Source organism: Sphingorhabdus sp. (assembly GCF_040079335.1).
In the GTDB taxonomy this organism is placed as follows: domain Bacteria; phylum Pseudomonadota; class Alphaproteobacteria; order Sphingomonadales; family Sphingomonadaceae; genus Sphingorhabdus_B.
On record NZ_JBEBKL010000053.1, the window covers coordinates 1 to 15,581 of the forward strand.

18 protein-coding genes are annotated in these 15,581 nt (G+C 58.3%); 11 read left to right on the plus strand and 7 right to left on the minus strand.

From position 1 onward, the window contains the following. A partial coding sequence (locus ABL922_RS12400) for a hypothetical protein (protein ID WP_349024521.1) occupies positions 1–180 on the minus strand: 180 nt, incomplete at its 3' end. On the opposite strand from ABL922_RS12400, the gene rpmH reads away from it, so the two are divergent. The 6 genes from rpmH to ABL922_RS12430 all read left to right on the plus strand — a co-directional run bounded on the left by rpmH (position 179) and on the right by ABL922_RS12430 (position 4,243). Continuing rightward, complete coding sequence (gene rpmH / locus ABL922_RS12405) at positions 179–313, plus strand: 50S ribosomal protein L34 (protein WP_115548735.1); 135 nt, start codon at positions 179–181, stop codon at positions 311–313. The genes ABL922_RS12400 and rpmH overlap by 2 nt on opposite strands. 44 nt (positions 314–357) lie before the next feature. Continuing rightward, entirely contained in the window at positions 358–768 is a 411-nt protein-coding gene (rnpA, locus tag ABL922_RS12410) for a ribonuclease P protein component (RefSeq protein WP_349024536.1), read from the plus strand. A gap of 4 nt (positions 769–772) precedes the next feature. Continuing rightward, entirely contained in the window at positions 773–985 is a 213-nt protein-coding gene (gene yidD, locus ABL922_RS12415; protein ID WP_349024522.1) for a membrane protein insertion efficiency factor YidD, read from the plus strand. Between the two features lie 47 nt (positions 986–1,032). Next, the gene (gene yidC, locus ABL922_RS12420; protein ID WP_349024523.1) at positions 1,033–2,796 is read left to right on the plus strand and encodes a membrane protein insertase YidC; all 1,764 of its coding nucleotides are present in this window, start codon (positions 1,033–1,035) and stop codon (positions 2,794–2,796) included. A 167-nt stretch (positions 2,797–2,963) separates the two neighbouring features. Beyond that, positions 2,964–3,575, plus strand: coding sequence for a ribosome biogenesis GTP-binding protein YihA/YsxC (gene yihA / locus ABL922_RS12425; protein WP_349024524.1), 612 nt, complete (start codon positions 2,964–2,966; stop codon positions 3,573–3,575). Continuing rightward, entirely contained in the window at positions 3,572–4,243 is a 672-nt protein-coding gene (locus ABL922_RS12430) for a glutathione S-transferase family protein (protein ID WP_349024525.1), read from the plus strand. Before yihA ends, ABL922_RS12430 begins: the two co-directional genes overlap by 4 nt. 11 nt (positions 4,244–4,254) lie before the next feature. Here ABL922_RS12430 and ABL922_RS12435 read toward each other — a convergent pair whose 3' ends face one another. Next, positions 4,255–4,719 (minus strand): cupin domain-containing protein, encoded by a 465-nt coding sequence (locus tag ABL922_RS12435; RefSeq protein ID WP_349024526.1) that lies wholly within the window; start codon positions 4,717–4,719, stop codon positions 4,255–4,257. A gap of 56 nt (positions 4,720–4,775) precedes the next feature. Between ABL922_RS12435 and dapE the strand changes: the two genes are divergently transcribed. Next, on the plus strand, positions 4,776–5,915 hold the full coding sequence (gene dapE / locus ABL922_RS12440) for a succinyl-diaminopimelate desuccinylase (RefSeq protein WP_349024527.1): 1,140 nt from the start codon (positions 4,776–4,778) through the stop codon (positions 5,913–5,915). On the opposite strand, the gene ABL922_RS12445 is transcribed toward dapE, so the two are convergent. From ABL922_RS12445 to ABL922_RS12455, 3 genes are read right to left on the minus strand one after another with little or no spacing between them, the layout of a single operon-like run. After that, positions 5,912–6,454 (minus strand): Smr/MutS family protein, encoded by a 543-nt coding sequence (locus tag ABL922_RS12445; protein ID WP_349024528.1) that lies wholly within the window; start codon positions 6,452–6,454, stop codon positions 5,912–5,914. The genes dapE and ABL922_RS12445 overlap by 4 nt on opposite strands. After that, on the minus strand, positions 6,454–7,689 hold the full coding sequence (locus tag ABL922_RS12450; protein WP_349024529.1) for a murein transglycosylase A: 1,236 nt from the start codon (positions 7,687–7,689) through the stop codon (positions 6,454–6,456). The genes ABL922_RS12445 and ABL922_RS12450 overlap by 1 nt, the downstream gene beginning before the upstream one ends. Before the next feature lie 13 nt (positions 7,690–7,702). Continuing rightward, positions 7,703–8,365, minus strand: coding sequence for a Tim44/TimA family putative adaptor protein (locus ABL922_RS12455; protein WP_349024530.1), 663 nt, complete (start codon positions 8,363–8,365; stop codon positions 7,703–7,705). Positions 8,366–8,644: 279 nt separating this feature from the next. Here ABL922_RS12455 and secB point away from each other — a divergent pair, with 279 nt between their 5' ends. The 4 genes from secB to ABL922_RS12475 all read left to right on the plus strand — a co-directional run bounded on the left by secB (position 8,645) and on the right by ABL922_RS12475 (position 12,581). Beyond that, positions 8,645–9,151, plus strand: coding sequence for a protein-export chaperone SecB (secB, locus tag ABL922_RS12460; RefSeq protein WP_349024531.1), 507 nt, complete (start codon positions 8,645–8,647; stop codon positions 9,149–9,151). A gap of 28 nt (positions 9,152–9,179) precedes the next feature. Beyond that, positions 9,180–10,760 (plus strand): murein biosynthesis integral membrane protein MurJ, encoded by a 1,581-nt coding sequence (gene murJ / locus ABL922_RS12465; RefSeq protein ID WP_349024532.1) that lies wholly within the window; start codon positions 9,180–9,182, stop codon positions 10,758–10,760. 19 nt (positions 10,761–10,779) lie between these two features. Next, positions 10,780–11,778 carry a tryptophan--tRNA ligase gene (gene trpS, locus ABL922_RS12470; RefSeq protein ID WP_349024533.1) on the plus strand — a complete coding sequence of 333 codons (999 nt, stop codon included), beginning with the start codon at positions 10,780–10,782 and terminating at the stop codon, positions 11,776–11,778. A 116-nt stretch (positions 11,779–11,894) separates the two neighbouring features. Then, positions 11,895–12,581: a DUF4136 domain-containing protein gene (locus ABL922_RS12475; protein WP_349024534.1), complete on the plus strand. Its 687-nt coding sequence runs from the start codon at positions 11,895–11,897 to the stop codon at positions 12,579–12,581. Positions 12,582–12,641: 60 nt separating this feature from the next. On the opposite strand, the gene ABL922_RS12480 is transcribed toward ABL922_RS12475, so the two are convergent. Together ABL922_RS12480 and dnaA are read right to left on the minus strand one after the other, a co-directional pair. Beyond that, on the minus strand, positions 12,642–13,814 hold the full coding sequence (locus tag ABL922_RS12480) for a hypothetical protein (protein WP_349024535.1): 1,173 nt from the start codon (positions 13,812–13,814) through the stop codon (positions 12,642–12,644). A 76-nt stretch (positions 13,815–13,890) separates the two neighbouring features. Further along, the gene (gene dnaA / locus ABL922_RS12485) at positions 13,891–15,255 is read right to left on the minus strand and encodes a chromosomal replication initiator protein DnaA (RefSeq protein WP_349024537.1); all 1,365 of its coding nucleotides are present in this window, start codon (positions 15,253–15,255) and stop codon (positions 13,891–13,893) included. Positions 15,256–15,581: the final 326 nt, after the last annotated feature.

Consider the following 15,581-nt stretch of genomic DNA (forward strand, 5'->3'; position numbering starts at 1 on the left):
CCCGTCAAGCGCGACCTGTTTCGGCTGTTCCGCCGCGACGACTTTGGTCAAAAACTGCCCTGAGTCATGTTGACTTTTACCCGCCCAAACCATAAAGGCCCGCTCAACAAAGGCGGTCGCCGTAGAGATTCGGCGGCTGTTTTTATTCCGATAGCTGATTTTATTGAGGATTTGAGCCATGAAGCGCACCTTTCAACCGAGCAATCTTGTGCGCGCTCGCCGTCACGGATTCCGTCTCCGCATGTCGACTGCTGCTGGTCGCGCGATCCTGAACGGTCGCCGCGCACGTGGTCGCAAGAAGCTCTCGGCCTAAGCCCGGCGCATTGCGGTAGCCGCGAGATGCGCGGTTACACCGTCATCAAAAAAAGGCCGGAGTTTCTGGCTGCCAACCGGGGGAAGCGCTATGCAACTCCCGGTTTCGTTTTACTGGTGCACGACCGGCGCGACGATACCCCGGCGAAGCGGCTGGGCATCACCATCACCAAGAAGGTCGGAAACGCCGTGGTGCGCAACCGCATGCGCCGCCGTTTCCGCGAATTGGCGGCGGAATTGCTTCCCGAACTGGGCAAGGCTGGGGCCGACCATATCCTGATTGGCAGAGACGGAGGAATCGAGCGCGATTTCAGCCTGCTGCGTGAGGAAATGACAAAGGCATTGCGGAAATTGGGCGGAGAAAACCGTAGTGTTGAGCCTGTCGAGCCGAAGGCCACCGAAGGTGAACCACGCTCAGCAGACAAGCGCCCTTCGACAGGCTCAGGGCTACGGTGATTTTGTGATCGCCAAGCTGTTCATCCTCATCGCGCGTGGCTGGCAATTGGGACCATCGCGCATCCTGACACCGACCTGTCGCTATGCACCGAGTTGTTCGTCCTATGCGATAGAGGCTTTGCAGAAACATGGCGCGATTAAGGGTGGCTGGCTGGCACTGAAACGGCTATTGCGCTGCCATCCTTGGGGTGGGCACGGATATGATCCGGTGCCCTAATGTGTTCCAAACACGATCCAGACATTGAATTAACAGGGAATATTTGAGTGGAAGACCGGCGTAATATCATCCTGGCAGTGCTGTTGACTGGCCTCATTCTTTTTGGCTGGCCCTATGTTGCGGAACAGTTTTTCCCGACGCCTCCGGCTGCGGATAAGAGCGTAAGCGCTCCCGCAAAGTCGGAAGGCGCGAATAGCGACAGCGGCGATATTGCTGTGACGTCGCTACCTGCAAAGGCCGTGGCGTTGCCTTCTGCCCTAGCGGCCAATCCGCGCGTGCTGATTGAAACACCCAAGCTCAAAGGCTCGATCAACCTCGAAGGCGCACGCGTCGACGATCTTGTGCTTTCGACGCACCGGCAGGAATTGTCGAAAAAATCGCCACCAGTGCGGCTATTCGCCCCGTCGGGCACCGAAAACGCCTATTTTGCGCGCTTCGGCTGGACCGGCAATGGCGCGACGCTTCCCACAGACAAGACGGTCTGGACGCCGGATGGAAAGAAGCTGACTCCGACTTCGCCGGTCACGCTCAGCTGGACTAATCCCGAAGGCCAGCGTTTCGATATCAAACTATCGATCGACGAGCATTATATGCTCTCCGCCGACCAGCGCTTCACCAACGCCGTGGGTCTGCCCACCGCCAATGTGACGCCATTTGGCATCATCAGCCGTAAGGGCAAGCCCAAGGAAGCAACCAAAGGCGGCTCGATCTTTACCCAGATCCACATCGGCCCGATCGGCGTCTTTAACGGCGAACCCAATTATGACTGGGGCTATGATCAGGTTGCCGAAGCGCCGGGCAACAAGGTCAGCTTTGACAGCACCGGCGGCTGGAACGGCATGACCGACAAATATTGGCTCGCCGCACTGATCCCTGACCAGAAGGTACCGGTGAAGGCCGAATTCCGTTCAGAAGGCGGCTATAACTGGGCAAATGTCCGCAACGCACAATTAACAGCCGTTGCCGCGGGCCAATCAGCCTCGCAAACTTCGCACCTGTTTGCAGGGGCCAAGGAATTTGAGGAATTGCGCACCTACACCAAGAAACTGGGCATTCCCTATCTCGATTATTCGATCGACTGGGGCTGGTTCTGGTTCATCGCCATTCCGTTCCTGACGATCCTGCTCTGGCTGTTTGATCTTGTCGGCAATTTCGGCGTCGCGATTATCGCACTGACGATCATCGTGCGTATCTTCATGTTCCCCGTCGCACAGAAGCAATTCGCCTCGATGGCGGGCATGCGCGCTGTTCAGCCGAAGATGAAGGTACTGCAGGAACGCTACAAGGACGACAAGCCCAAGCTGCAGCAGGAAATGATGAAGCTGTATCAGGAGGAAAAGATCAATCCGCTTGCCGGTTGCCTTCCCATCCTGCTGCAAATTCCGATTTTCTTTGCGCTCTACAAGATCCTGATGCTGACCGTCGAAATGCGGCACCAGCCTTTTGCGCTGTGGCTGAAAGACCTTTCGGCACCCGATCCGCTGACCCCGGTCAACCTGTTCGGCCTGCTGCCCTTTGATCCACCGACTTTCCTCGCGATCGGTATTCTACCGATCCTGCTGGGTATCACCATGTGGCTGATGCAGAAGCTGAACCCGCAGCCGATGGACGAAGTGCAGAAGCAGGTCTTTGCAATCATGCCCTGGTTCCTGATGTTCATCATGGCACCGTTCGCAGCTGGTCTGCAGCTCTACTGGGTGGTTTCGAACCTGATCTCGATCGGCCAGCAGAAATGGCTCTATGCCAAGCATCCGATCCTGAAGGAGCAAATGGCGAAGGAAGAGGCCGAAAAGAAGAAGGCGAAGGCCTAAGACACAACACCTCTCCCCTTCCGGGGGAGAGGATAGCAAGGCTTGCTGCTCCTGCAGCTAGCCGCGCTTGGAGAGGGGCCCCTCTCCGACTGCGACTAGGCCTTGCGGTGCAAGACCAAGTCTCGTTGCCTCTCCCCTGAAGGGGAGAGGAGGAAAGAGGCAATAATATGGACACAAAAATCTTCTCAGGCCCGGTTAACTTTTTGAAGTCAGCCCCCGGACTTGAATTCCTGCCCGATGCGGATGTGCCGGAAATCGCCTTTGCCGGTCGTTCGAACGTTGGCAAGTCGAGCCTGATCAACGCGCTGGTCAACCGCAACGGCCTGGCCCGCGCATCGAACACGCCGGGGCGCACGCAGGAGCTCAACTTTTTCGATGTCGGTGAGCCACCCATCTTCCGCATTTGCGACATGCCCGGCTATGGCTATGCCAAGGCCCCGCTAAAAACGGTCCAGAAATGGCGCTATCTGGTTAACGACTATTTGCGCGGTCGACAGGTGCTGAAACGCGCCTTCCTGCTGATCGACAGCCGCCACGGCATCAAGGAAGTCGACCGCGAGATTATGAAGATGCTTGATGGCGCAGCCGTCAGCTATCGCATTGTCCTGACCAAGACCGACAAGATCAAGGCCAGCGAACTGGCGACAGTTGAGGCCGCAACGCTGGAAGAACTGCGCAAGCACAGTGCCGCCTTTCCGTTGATTTCAGCAACCTCGGCGGAAAAAAAGGGCGGGATTGATGCCTTGCGCGAGGCGGTGCTAGAAGCGATCCAATCATGACGCTCAAACTCATCATCGGAAACAAGGCCTATTCCAGCTGGTCGATGCGCGGCTGGCTCGCCTGCAAGCAGTCGGGTCTGCATTTCGAGGAAATGACCGTCCCGCTCTACGATGCCACATGGGACGAGCGCAAACGTGAGGAAGACCTCGCCCCCTCGTCCGGCAAGGTGCCCATATTGTGGGATGGCGATGCGGTGATCTGGGACAGCCTCGCGATCCTCGAATATCTCGCCGACAAGGTAGGGCGAGAGCGCTTCTGGCCCAAGGATGACGTTGCACGCGGCATGGCGCGGGCGATGGCGGCGGAGATGCATTCGGGTTTCCTGCCTTTACGCCGCGAATGCCCGATGAACCTTCGCAAGACCTATGAGGGCACGACCATCAGCGAAGAAACCCGCAACGATGCATTGCGCATCTTGGGTCTCTGGGCAGAGGCCCGCGCGCGTTTCGGCAAGGAAGGGCCCTATCTGTTCGGCACATATAGCGGCGCCGACATCATGTACGCACCGATTGTGACGCGTTTTGTCACTTACGGCTTCACCCTGCCCGGCTTTGCGCAAAGCTATATCGAGGCCGTATTGGCGCATCCCTGGATGCAAGAATGGTATCAGGCAGCGCAGGATGAGGAATGGGTGATCGAAAAGTTCGAGACCGAGCCGGGCAAGTAACTCACGTCGCCCTATTTCATGCGTTTCGCCGGATAGAGCGTGCCATCCTTGTGGTAATAATCCTCCTCACTGAACAACATATCGATATCCGAGTAAACACCACCGGTTGAACGATCACCAGCACCGATGGCGATGAAACTGCAATCCACATCGCTGCGGTTGATCAGATGATGGCCATTGCGCACGCCCGCTGGCCATGCGGCCACACCCCCTGCGCGCATGACCGTCTCCCCGTCATCTTCAATCAGCACCGCCTCGCCCGAGAGCATTATAACCATCTCGTCCTCGCTTTCATGCCAGTGGCGATGCGACGACCAGCCGCCGGGCTTCAGCACCACATGGCTCGCCCCCATCAGCGTCAAGCCAGCAACAGGTGCCAGCCTGCGCCACCAACGGCCCGCAACCTCCTTGTCGAAGGGTTCGGGATAGCCGGTGGCGTTTGATTGCGGGATGGCTTCGATGTCAATTTTGGGCATGATGGTTCCGTTCAGAATTTATGGACAAAACATAGCGCGATTGCCATGCGGTGCAAATGACTGACAGCCTTGCCCTCGATTACGCCCAACGCCTGATGGCCTGCGAAAGCATCTCGCCCGCGCGCGGCAGCGTGTTCGATGCGATGGAGGCGATGCTGCTGCCGCTGGGCTTTACCGTAGAGCGTTTCGTTGCGGGTGCGGACGATCCCGATCCAGCGCATGGCGGGCCTGTGGAAAACCTGTTTGCAATCCGTGGAAAAGACGGACGGCATTTTGCCTTTGCCGGGCATCTGGATGTCGTACCGCCGGGCGACGGCTGGGCGAGCGGACCATTCGAACCCGAAATTCGCGGCGACCTGCTTTACGGGCGCGGTGCGGTGGACATGAAGGGCAGCATCGCGGCCTTTGTTGCTGCTTTGCATGATATTCCCAAAGAGGCCGGAACCATAAGCTTGATCATCACCGGCGACGAGGAAGGCCCTGCAATCCATGGCACCCGTGCGTTGATCGAGCATATGAAAGTACGCGGTACCCTGCCCGAATTGTGTCTCGTCGGTGAACCCACTAGCGTCAACCGGCTGGGTGACATGATGAAGGTCGGGCGGCGCGGATCGGTGAATATGTGGATCACCGTCGAAGGCACGCAGGGTCATGTCGCTTATCCGCATCTGGCCGACAATCCTATCCCGCGACTGGTTGCCATCCTTGCGCAGATCAAGGCGGTGGTGCTCGACCAAGGCACGGAATTTTTCCAGCCGAGCAATATCGAGATCACCGAACTGCACACCGGTAACCCCGCGACCAACGTCATCCCCGCCAAGGCGCTGGCACGGCTTTCGATCCGCTTCAACGATTTGCACAGCGGAGAAAGTCTGGTCGAAATGATCCGCGGCATTGTTGAGACAGGTGGTGGCACGTTGAAGGCGATGATATCGGGCGAGGCATTCCTGACGCCGCCTTGCGAGCTTTCGGAAACCATGTCGGCTGTGGTGGAAGAAGTGACCGGCATCGTCCCCGAAGCCTCAACCACCGGCGGCACATCCGACGCGCGCTTCCTTTCAAAACTCTGCCCGGTAGTCGAATTCGGGCTGTGCAATGCCACGATGCATAAGCTGGACGAGGCGGTGGCGATTGCTGACCTCGATGCGCTGGCGGAGATTTACCGGCGGGTGACGTTGCGGTTGCTCGCAGCCTAACGTTTCAGCACAATATACAAGGCCCCGTCCCCGCCATGGCGCGGGTGCGCCTGCCTGACGGCGGAAATGTGTGACGAATGGCGCGAAGCCGCGAGCCAGTCGCGCACCACCGCGGCAATCGCTCCTCTTCCAGAGCCGCTTGTTCGGTCATGCGCACGCGCCTTCCCGGTGACGAGCAGCACCACACGCAGCCGCTGATGAATGGCTTGCTCGAGCGTATGATCGAGCCTCGCATGCGCGCCTGCCAGCCCCTGCCCGTGCAGGTCGATACTGATATCGGGGATTACCGCACCTTTGTGAAAGCGCCGGTCCCAGTGCGAATCGAGATTGCTGTCGATCGGTTTGGGTGGATTGGTGGGTGAGCGAACGGCGCTGGACTTGGGCTTTGGCTTCGTCGCCTTCGGTTCCGCAGGCTTTGCCTTGGGCGTTTCGTCAACCGGATGCGGGTGCAGCGCGACCTTCACCGGATGCAATGGCTTCACGGTTTCGACGACGCGGTTCCACAGGCTCCGCTCCTCCGGATGGAGGCGGCGGGCCATTATTGGGTCGGAATGAGGCGCGCGACTGCAGCCTTGGGCAAGAACAGCAAGGCACTGCCCCGCGCTGACATACCACCTGCTATCGCTCGGGCACGGTCGCCCGCACCCCAAAAACTGTCAAACCGATTGGCCCCCTTGATGGCTCCTCCGGTGTCCTGCGCCACCCAAACGCCATTGGGTTCGGCCCGGTCGAGCGACAGCCATACGGGTGCGCCAAGCGGCACATATTTCGGGTCGACGGCAACGCTCGCTTCCCCCACCACCGGATAGCCCATTGCGCCAAGCGGGCCTGCGCCGGTTAGTTCGCGGAAGAAGACGAAGCTCTTATTTTCATTCATGATCTTCTTCCCCTCTTCGGGGTTTTCGCGCAGATATTTGACGATGCCCTGCATCGAACCGTCGGTGATCAGGCCGCGATCCTTCATCAGCCGACCAATGCCGGTGTAACCGCGTCCGTTCTGGCTTTCATAGCCTATGCGCATCACCCCTCCATCGGGCAACCGCAATCGGCCCGAGCCCTGAATCTGCAGGAAGAAGAATTCGATCGGATCCGCCGCCCACGCAATCTCCAGTCCACGTCCGGCAAGCGAGCCGTCGACGATGGCGGCGCGTTCGTCATAGGGGATGAACTTCGTCCCCTGCACCTTGCCACGGATCGACTTGCCTTTGAGGTCGTCCGAAAACTGGCCGAGATCGACATCGATGAGGTCGGATGGTCGTTTGTAAATGGCGACATCATAACCGGGTTGCTTGGTGCGCGAACCGGTAATTTCTGGCTCGAAATAGCCGGTCACAAAGGCCTTGCCCTCTCCCACCTGCACCGCATCCATATAGGTTGCGAAGAAAGAGATCGCATCGCCGGTCCATGTCTTGACCGCATCACAAGCGTCCTGCCAGTCGCTGCCCTGCGTCAGTCCGGAATTGTCGGTGCGCTTGAGCAGGCCCGGGCAGGAGGTGCGGAAAGAGGCGAGCGCCAGATTGGTTTTGCGCGGATCGACGCTGAGGCTGCCAATGGCTGGCCCGCGGACAAGGCCCGCAATGGCGGCGTTCGGGATTTCACCGGTCGCGACAGCCGAAGCGATAGGCGGCACCGGTGTTGAAGGAACAGGTTTGGCAGCCACATCGGGCGCAGGCGTTGTCGATGGAGCAGAAGCGCCGCCCTTTGGAATGATCCCGCCCGAACAGGCGGAGAGCAACAGGGTCGACAGGGCGAGCGCGAGGGCGGGGCTTTTCATGCCCCGGGGTGAATCAGACCGTGTCGGTTTCGTCAAGCTTCCAGTTGCGGTCGCCCGACTTCACGTCGCGGAAGAATGTCCAGATATCGTGCGTTTCAATCGCGTCGGAAAGCGAGCCGCCAATGATGGTGCCGTTGGCATCTTTCACGAGCGCGGCGATATCGGCATCGAATTGCACCGAAATACGCGCAACCGGATGATCATAGCTGGCATTGATGATGCGCGCTTCGTCGATACGGACAAGCCGGTTTTCAAGCGTCTCGTTACGCGCCATTCGGGCGTCGATTTCTTCGGCGAAGCTTTCATAGACATCGTCGTCGCACAGGAAACGGAGATTGTCCTTGTCGCCATTCCAATAGGCTTCAAGGATCATGCCGTAAGCCGATTTGGCGCCTTCGAGGAACAATGCGGGGTCGAATGTGCGGTCGGCATTGGCGATCGAGCGCAGGCCGCTTTGCGCGGCGCTATCCGCCAGCGGGCTATCCATTGTCGGCACGGGGGCATGGGTTTCGCGCTGTCCAACAGGCTGTGGCACAACGGTGGGCTGGCGTTCGTCAATGGCGGGACGGGCGACAGGCTCCTGCTCATGCCCGGTGCGCTTGCCAAGCACGGAGTAGAGGCGCAGGCCCAGAAAGGCCGCAACCATTGCCAGCAAAACGATTTCGACAGTCACCATAATACGCGCCTCAACATATCGAGCCAGTTCGGCTTAGCCCGAAAAACCAAAATCCAGGTTAATCCAGTTTGAACGGCATGAAACCCAGCTTCCTTGACGTCAACATAGGCATTTCCCCCACCAGATTCAAATGGCTTGGCGCAATTCTTTTGTTACGGCTACCAAAGCGCCGCTTTTCCCCGTGCTAAAGCATTGCCCTTTGCCCATCCCCCTGCTAGGCGCGCTGCCGAGGCGCGGCCATGGGGATGGCCCGAAATTTACTAAGGAAAGCACATCAAAATGGCCGAAGAAGGCAATATCGTTTCCGACGCACTGAAAGCAAATGGCGAAGACACCGCACCGGCAGTCGGCATGCTCAGCCAATATATCAAGGACCTGTCGGTCGAAAACCCGAACGCACCGAGCAGCTATGGTTGGGACGCCCAGCCGCAGATCGATGTTCAGGTGAATATCGAGGTCAACCCGGTCAATGACGAAGTCAACGAGGTTTGCCTGAAGCTTGGCGTAAAGGCCGAGGCGGACCAAGGCGTGCATTTCAATGTCGAACTCGAATATGCGACACTGTTTGGCCTGCGCAATGTCGATGAAGGCTATGCGCACCAGTTCCTGTTCGGTGAAGCCCCGCGTCTGATGTTCCCTTTCGCGCGCCGCGTAGTGGCCGATGCGATCCGCGACGCCGGTTATCCGCCGCTGGTGCTCGAACCGATCGATTTCAATGGCCTCTATCTACAGCAGCTCGCCCAAGCACAGGCCACCGCCGAAGCTCAGCCGGCTGGCGAAGCCTGATTTCAAGATTGTTTGAAGTGAACCGGCGATGAGTCTGCTTCGGCACACATCTACCATCGCCGGATTTACAATTATCAGCCGTATATTCGGCTTTGTGCGCGACATATTGCTCGCGCGCGTTCTGGGTGCCGGGCTGGCGGGCGATGCTTATCAACTGGCATTCACGCTGCCCAACACCTTCCGTCGTCTGTTTGCCGAAGGCGCCTTTTCGGTTGCCTTTGTCCCGATGTATTCACGCAGGTTGGCGGGCGAAAATGGACAGGCCGAGGCGGCAAAATTTGCTGACGATGTGATGTCGGTCTTCATCTGGATATTGCTGGTTTTTTCAGGGCTCGCGATGTTGATCATGCCGGGCATCGTCTGGCTGCTGGCGAGCGAATTCCAGTCGGTTCCGGGCAAATTCGACCTTGCGGTATTTCTCAGCCGCATGACCTTCCCCTATCTGTTTTTCATCAGCATCGTCGCGATGCTCACGGGACTGCTCAACGCCCGCTCCAAATTCGCGCCCGGAGCAATCGCGCCGATCCTGTTCAACATCGTTCTGATTTGCGGCATCGGAACGGGTTATTTCTGGCGCGGCACCAGCGGTGATGATCGCTGGGTGGTGTATGCGTTGAGCGGCGCTGTCTCGCTGTCGGGGCTGGTCCAGCTCATCTATCTCTGGTGGGAAGTGCACCGTGCCGGACTGAAATTCCACCTTCAGATGCCCAAATTTACCCCCGAGGTGAAGCAATTGGGCATGGTGATATTGCCTGCGACCTTTGGCGCCGGGATTTATCAGATCAGCCAGTTCGTCGACACATTCTTCGCCACCTCACTGCCTCAGGGTTCGTTGACGCTGCTAAAAATGGCCGACCGGCTGAACCAGATGCCTTTGGGGATTGTCGGAATAGCACTGGGCACGGCTATCCTGCCGATGCTCTCGCGCCATATCCAGAGCGACGATCTGCAACGTGCCCAGGATTTGCAGGCCGATGCGTTTGAAATGGCAACCTTGCTGACCTTGCCTGCGGCGGCGGCGCTGGCAATCTGCGCACCCGCCTTCACCAACGCCTTTTTCGTTGGCGGCAAATTCACTCTGGCCGACGGAGCCATCATGGCCAGTATCACGGCCGCTTTGGTCGCTGGGCTTCCGGCCTATGTGATCGTCAAGATCCTGAACCCGGGCTTTTTCGCCCGTTCGGATACCAAGACACCGGTCTATACTGCGCTGATCTCGCTCATCTTCAACATCATCCTCAACGTCTTCGTCGTGCGGCCTTGGGGCATTGTCGGGCTGGCGGGGGCGACGGCGGCTTCGGCCTCGCTCAACTGCCTGCTGCTTTATATCGTGCTGCACCGGCGCGGCTGGTTCCATTTCACCGGCGCGCTCGGAAACCGTATCGCACGGCAGTTGCTGGCGACAGCGGCGATGTCCGCGCTGCTGTGGTGGCTGATGGGTTGGATGATGCCCTATTTCTCCGACGACATTCTGACGCGGGTTGCGGCGCTCGCAATACTTGTCGGCGGCGGGATGGCGGTCTATTTCGCCGTCGGATATGTGGTTGGCGCGCTGGATCGTGAGCGCATCAACCGACTGCTACGGCGCAATCGCGCTGCAGCCAAGTAACTAGGAAAGCACCCAAGTCATGCGTGTCGTCTCCGGCATCCAGCCCACCGGCAACCTCCACCTCGGCAATTATCTGGGGGCGATCAAGAATTGGGTGAAGATGCAGGATGAGGGCGAATGCCTGTTCTTCCTTGCAGACCTGCACGCGATTTCGCAGCCGCATGTGCCTTCCGAACTGACCGCCAATACCCGCGAGATGGCGGCGGCGTTGATCGCTTGCGGTATCGATACCGACAAGTCGATCCTGTTCAACCAGACGCAAGTGCCTGCGCACAGCCAGTTGCAATGGCTTTTGAACGGCACCGCGCGGATGGGCTGGCTCAACCGTATGACGCAGTGGAAGGACAAGGCCGGCAAGAACCGCGAGGGGGCCTCTGTCGCGCTGTTCACCTATCCGGTGCTGCAGGCCGCCGATGTGCTGCTGTATCAGGCCACGCACGTCCCCGTTGGTGAGGACCAGAAACAGCATCTGGAACTGGCGCGCGACATTGCGCAGAAGTTCAACAATGATTTCGGAAATGGCGAAGAGATTTTCACCCTGCCCGAGCCGATCATCCCGCCCGAGGCCGCGCGTATCATGAGCCTGCGCGATGGCAGTGCGAAAATGAGCAAATCCGATCCCTCGGATATGAGCCGCATCAATCTGACCGATGATGCCGACACCATCATGCAGAAGGTGCGCAAAGCGAAGACTGACCCCGAACCGCTGCCGAGCGAAAAGGACGGTCTGGCCGGTCGCGCTGAAGCCGAAAATCTTGTGGGCATATATGCCGCACTCGATGGCAGCAGCGTCGACGCTGTGCTGGCGCAATATGGCGGCCAGGGCTTTGGCGCGTTCAAACCCGCGCTCGGCGAGTTGCTCGTCAGCAAGCTCGCGCCAATCGCCGAAAGGCTGAACGCGCTGCGCAGCGATACGGCTGCAATCGATGCGGCACTGCAGAAAGGGGCGGCCAAAGCGCGCCAACTGGCCGAGCCGACACTGGATCGCACCTATCAGGCGCTGGGCCTGCTGCGCTGACATTTATTTACATGTCCCGCCGCTGAACGCTTTGTTGTTCAACGACAGTTCAGCGCATTTCGGATAGCTATCACCGCATGCCCGCCTATATTGGTGGTAACGGAGGTAAAGTTTCGATGCGTAAAGCTGTTTCCATTCTGGCCCCCGCACTGTTGCTAACGCTGGCTGCATGCGCGACCCCATTCAAGGCCGATGTTTCACGTTTCCAACAGATGCCTGCGCCACAAGGCCAGACTTTCACTGTGAAGGCCGCTGACCCGGCCGATGATGGCGGGATCGAATTCGGCCAATATGCCGCAATGGTTTCCGCCGAGATGACCAAGGCGGGCTATGTTCCGGCCCCTTCAGGCGGCGCTGCCGATCTGGTGGTCAAGCTCGACTATGGGGTTGATGAGGGCAAGGAACGCACGGTCGTTTACGACGATCCCTTTTACGATCCCTTCTGGGGCTATGGCCGCTTTGGATTCGGTCGGGGCTATTACCGCCCCTATATCGTGCGCACCCCGCGCGGCGCGCGCTATGTCTATGGCTGGCACGATCCGTTCCTGTACGGATCAGGCTTTGGCCGTGGCTATGACGTGCGCAGCTTCACCGTTTACACAAGCGGTGTCGAGATGAAGATCGAAAATGGAGCAACAGGTGAGCGGCTGTTCGAAGGCAAGGCCGAGGCCAAATCGCGTTCAAACCGCCTGCCCTATCTGGTCCCGAACCTGGTCACCGCAATGTTCACGGGTTTCCCAGGCAATAGCGGAGAAACTATGCGTATTTCCGTCGCGCCGGAAGAAACGGGAAAGAAGAAATAGTTCTTACCAAAGAGCCGACTTACACAGACCCCGCCCCCAAAAAGGGCGGGGTTTTCAGTTTCAGACACCGCAGGTCAGCTCTGATTTACCAAAGCGGGCGCCTTCCCCGGACGTAGCGCCTATCCCTGCATAAAGATCGGTGCTGGGAATGCTGCCATCCTTACCAACTTTATGGCCCTTCGAGCGCAGAACTTCGATCACTCGAGCAGGCGGTTCAGCGAAGTAAACCGACTGCGATTCATAATGCTGCGCAATGGCGGTGACCGTCAGCCCTTCATAGTTGCGCTGCAGCTTTTCATAGCTGCTTTTGCCTTCGATCGATGCCAGCGCCTTTCCACGCGCTTCTTCGCTCGGATATTCCTTATTCTCCAAGGCCTTGTAGCTAGCGCGTAGCTTGTCACCAATCTTGCTAAACATGGCGTCAATTTCGGGGCCGAAGCTGCAACTATTGGGATTGAACGCAATCGCAATGGGTTTGCCATTGGCGAGGGCAGCAATGCGGGCGCCATCGGCGATATAGCCAACGCCGCCTTTTTTCAGCTTCACCTCGATAAAGTCATTCGCCGTCAGTCCGAACAACGACAGCGATGTCCCTGCCGCGACACGGTCGATCAGTGTCGATGCAACATCGGGTTGCGCCCAGATTTCGATCGACTGGTCGGTCGTCCAGCTTTTGTCGCCAAGCGACTTGACGATTTCGGGCGGCTGAATTTCGGACAAGTTGACGGTGGCTATATATCCCTTGCCGTCGGCCAGTTCGAGCCAGTCGCTGGTGCCATCTTCGCCGACGATCATCTTCCCTGTGGTCGCGGTCCCACGAAGCAGTTTGCCTGTTACCGTGCTGCCCTGCGTTGTCGGCTTGTCACGGATATTTGCATCGGCAACGGCATAATATTGTTTGTCGATTGCTGCCTCTTCGGCAACTGGTGCTTGTCGAACGCGATCCTCAAGACTGTTGCCAGCCATATCATCGTGCAAGAACAGGAAATAATAGAGCAGGAGCAGCAGCAAAAGGCCCAACCCGCCGCCAATTAAAAGCCAGTTCGGCCCCTTCTTGTGCTCCGAGACCTCATCATTTGCATAACTCTGCTGTTCGATGACCGGTGCAGCCGGAGGCACATAGGCCGATGAGGGCACGCTGTTATCAACGGCTGGCACAACTGCACCGCAATTGCCGCAATACCGCGCCACCTCATTCAGGGCCGTACCGCACTGAATGCAGAATTTCGCCATCAAGAACCTCCCGAGTCCATCTTGTCCCCGGGATAGTCTGACGCCTGCCCCAAGGGAAGGCGCTTATGTAAACAGTTCAGGCCTCTAGCTGGCGGAGCAACGCACGGACATCATTGTCCATGTCATTATCCATCCGGCGCAGATCTTCGACCAGACGCACGGCATGAATCACCGTCGAATGGTCACGTCCGCCAAATTTGCGCCCGATTTCGGGATAGCTGCGCGGCGTCATCACCTTGGCGAGATACATAGCCACCTGACGAGGACGAACCACGGCGCGCGCACGGCGCTTCGACGACATTTCGCTGCGGTCAATGCGATAATATTCGCACACGGCGCGCTGGATTTCGTCGATCGTTATGCGGCGGCGGCAGGCGCTGAGGATGTCCTTCAGCTGCTCTTCAGCAAGCGTGCGCGTGATCGGCTTGCCGGTCAGTTGCGAATAGGCGATCAGCTTGTTCAGACCACCTTCGAGTTCGCGGACATTGCGGCTGATGGTGCGCGCGAGAAACTCGATCACATCTTCGCCGACCTGCGTCTCTGGCATGTTGGCCAGCCGCTGGTTCAGGATTGAGCGCCGCAGTTCGAGATCAGCGGGCTGGATGTCGGCAACAAGGCCCATCGACAGGCGCGAAAGGATGCGCTGGTCGACACCGTCCAATGCCTGTGGCGCGCGGTCTGCGGCCACGACAAGGCGCTTGCCCGCGCCGATGATGGCATCAACAGTGTGGAGGAATTCCTCCTGCGTTGAAACCTTGCCGATGATGAACTGGATGTCGTCGATCAGAAGCACGTCTACGGCACGCAGGCGGGCCTTGAACTCCATCACTTCCTTGCGGCGCATGGCGGAGACAAACTCCATCATGAACTTTTCCGCCGACATATAGAGAATCTGCGCGTCGGGATTTACCTCGGCATAGGCATGGCCGATCGCATGCATTAGGTGGGTTTTGCCCTGTCCCGTAGCGGCTTGCAGATAAAGCGGGTTGAACAGCGGACGCTCAGCAGCGGCGACACGTTCGGCCGCGCTCAAAGCCAGTGCATTGGTCTGGCCCTTGACGAAATTCGCAAAAGTCATGCGCGGATCAAGCTGGCTGCGAACCGGCAGTGCATCGTTGACATGAACCGCCGCCGGACGCTCGGTAAGGCCGTTGCCCTGCAGCATCTCAACGCGGGCTGCCCCGGGTTTGGTCCGGATTTTCAGCTGGCGCACGGCAGGATTGATGCTTGACCAGGCCAAGCGGATGCGATCGGCATAATGATCGGATACCCAGCTCGCCGAAAAGTCGGAAGGCGTCAGCAGTTCTAGCGTTCCTGTGAGTTCGCAGAAATCGCCCAAGGCGATCGAGCGAATCCACTGTCCGTAAATCTGGGCTCCCAGATCACGGCGCAAGCGCGATGCTACATTTTGCCAATCAGATTCAAAAGCGGAGCCCCCCATAATTTCTTGCTCCGACCGCACGACTTTCAGCGTCACTAGCCACCCCTTTCACCCCACCAGCGACGCGCTATATGTTGTTGCGCTCACACCTCTCCCATCGCCCGACACAGGCCCACCGCATCCCCACATCCGGTGCAGAGATCCTTCACATGTCATTCTCGATTGAGACAGGCGCGACGTTGATCGCACGCTGCTGGAAACTCTTGTTTAGCCATGCGCCTTTGAGTCGATCAAGGGGCCGACTGCAAAAAAAGTGAAATAAATCGCATTGACTCTATTCAAGCGCTGAAATTGCGTAGAATTTTTTTTATCGCTTTGTTTTATAT

Excerpts from the sequence above, each read along its gene's own strand:
- ABL922_RS12445 (WP_349024528.1), bottom strand. The coding sequence starts at position 6,454 with ATGGCCCGCCGCCTCCATCCGGAGGAGCGGAGCCTGTGGAACCGCGTC.
- ABL922_RS12455 (WP_349024530.1), bottom strand. The coding sequence starts at position 8,365 with ATGGTGACTGTCGAAATCGTTTTGCTGGCAATGGTTGCGGCCTTTCTG.
- yihA (WP_349024524.1), top strand. The coding sequence starts at position 2,964 with ATGGACACAAAAATCTTCTCAGGCCCGGTTAACTTTTTGAAGTCAGCC.
- dnaA (WP_349024537.1), bottom strand. The coding sequence starts at position 15,255 with ATGGGGGGCTCCGCTTTTGAATCTGATTGGCAAAATGTAGCATCGCGC.
- rpmH (WP_115548735.1), top strand. The coding sequence starts at position 179 with ATGAAGCGCACCTTTCAACCGAGCAATCTTGTGCGCGCTCGCCGTCAC.
- trpS (WP_349024533.1), top strand. The coding sequence starts at position 10,780 with ATGCGTGTCGTCTCCGGCATCCAGCCCACCGGCAACCTCCACCTCGGC.
- murJ (WP_349024532.1), top strand. The coding sequence starts at position 9,180 with ATGAGTCTGCTTCGGCACACATCTACCATCGCCGGATTTACAATTATC.
- ABL922_RS12435 (WP_349024526.1), bottom strand. The coding sequence starts at position 4,719 with ATGCCCAAAATTGACATCGAAGCCATCCCGCAATCAAACGCCACCGGC.
- ABL922_RS12475 (WP_349024534.1), top strand. The coding sequence starts at position 11,895 with ATGCGTAAAGCTGTTTCCATTCTGGCCCCCGCACTGTTGCTAACGCTG.
- secB (WP_349024531.1), top strand. The coding sequence starts at position 8,645 with ATGGCCGAAGAAGGCAATATCGTTTCCGACGCACTGAAAGCAAATGGC.
- ABL922_RS12450 (WP_349024529.1), bottom strand. The coding sequence starts at position 7,689 with ATGAAAAGCCCCGCCCTCGCGCTCGCCCTGTCGACCCTGTTGCTCTCC.
- dapE (WP_349024527.1), top strand. The coding sequence starts at position 4,776 with ATGACTGACAGCCTTGCCCTCGATTACGCCCAACGCCTGATGGCCTGC.
- ABL922_RS12430 (WP_349024525.1), top strand. The coding sequence starts at position 3,572 with ATGACGCTCAAACTCATCATCGGAAACAAGGCCTATTCCAGCTGGTCG.
- ABL922_RS12480 (WP_349024535.1), bottom strand. The coding sequence starts at position 13,814 with ATGGCGAAATTCTGCATTCAGTGCGGTACGGCCCTGAATGAGGTGGCG.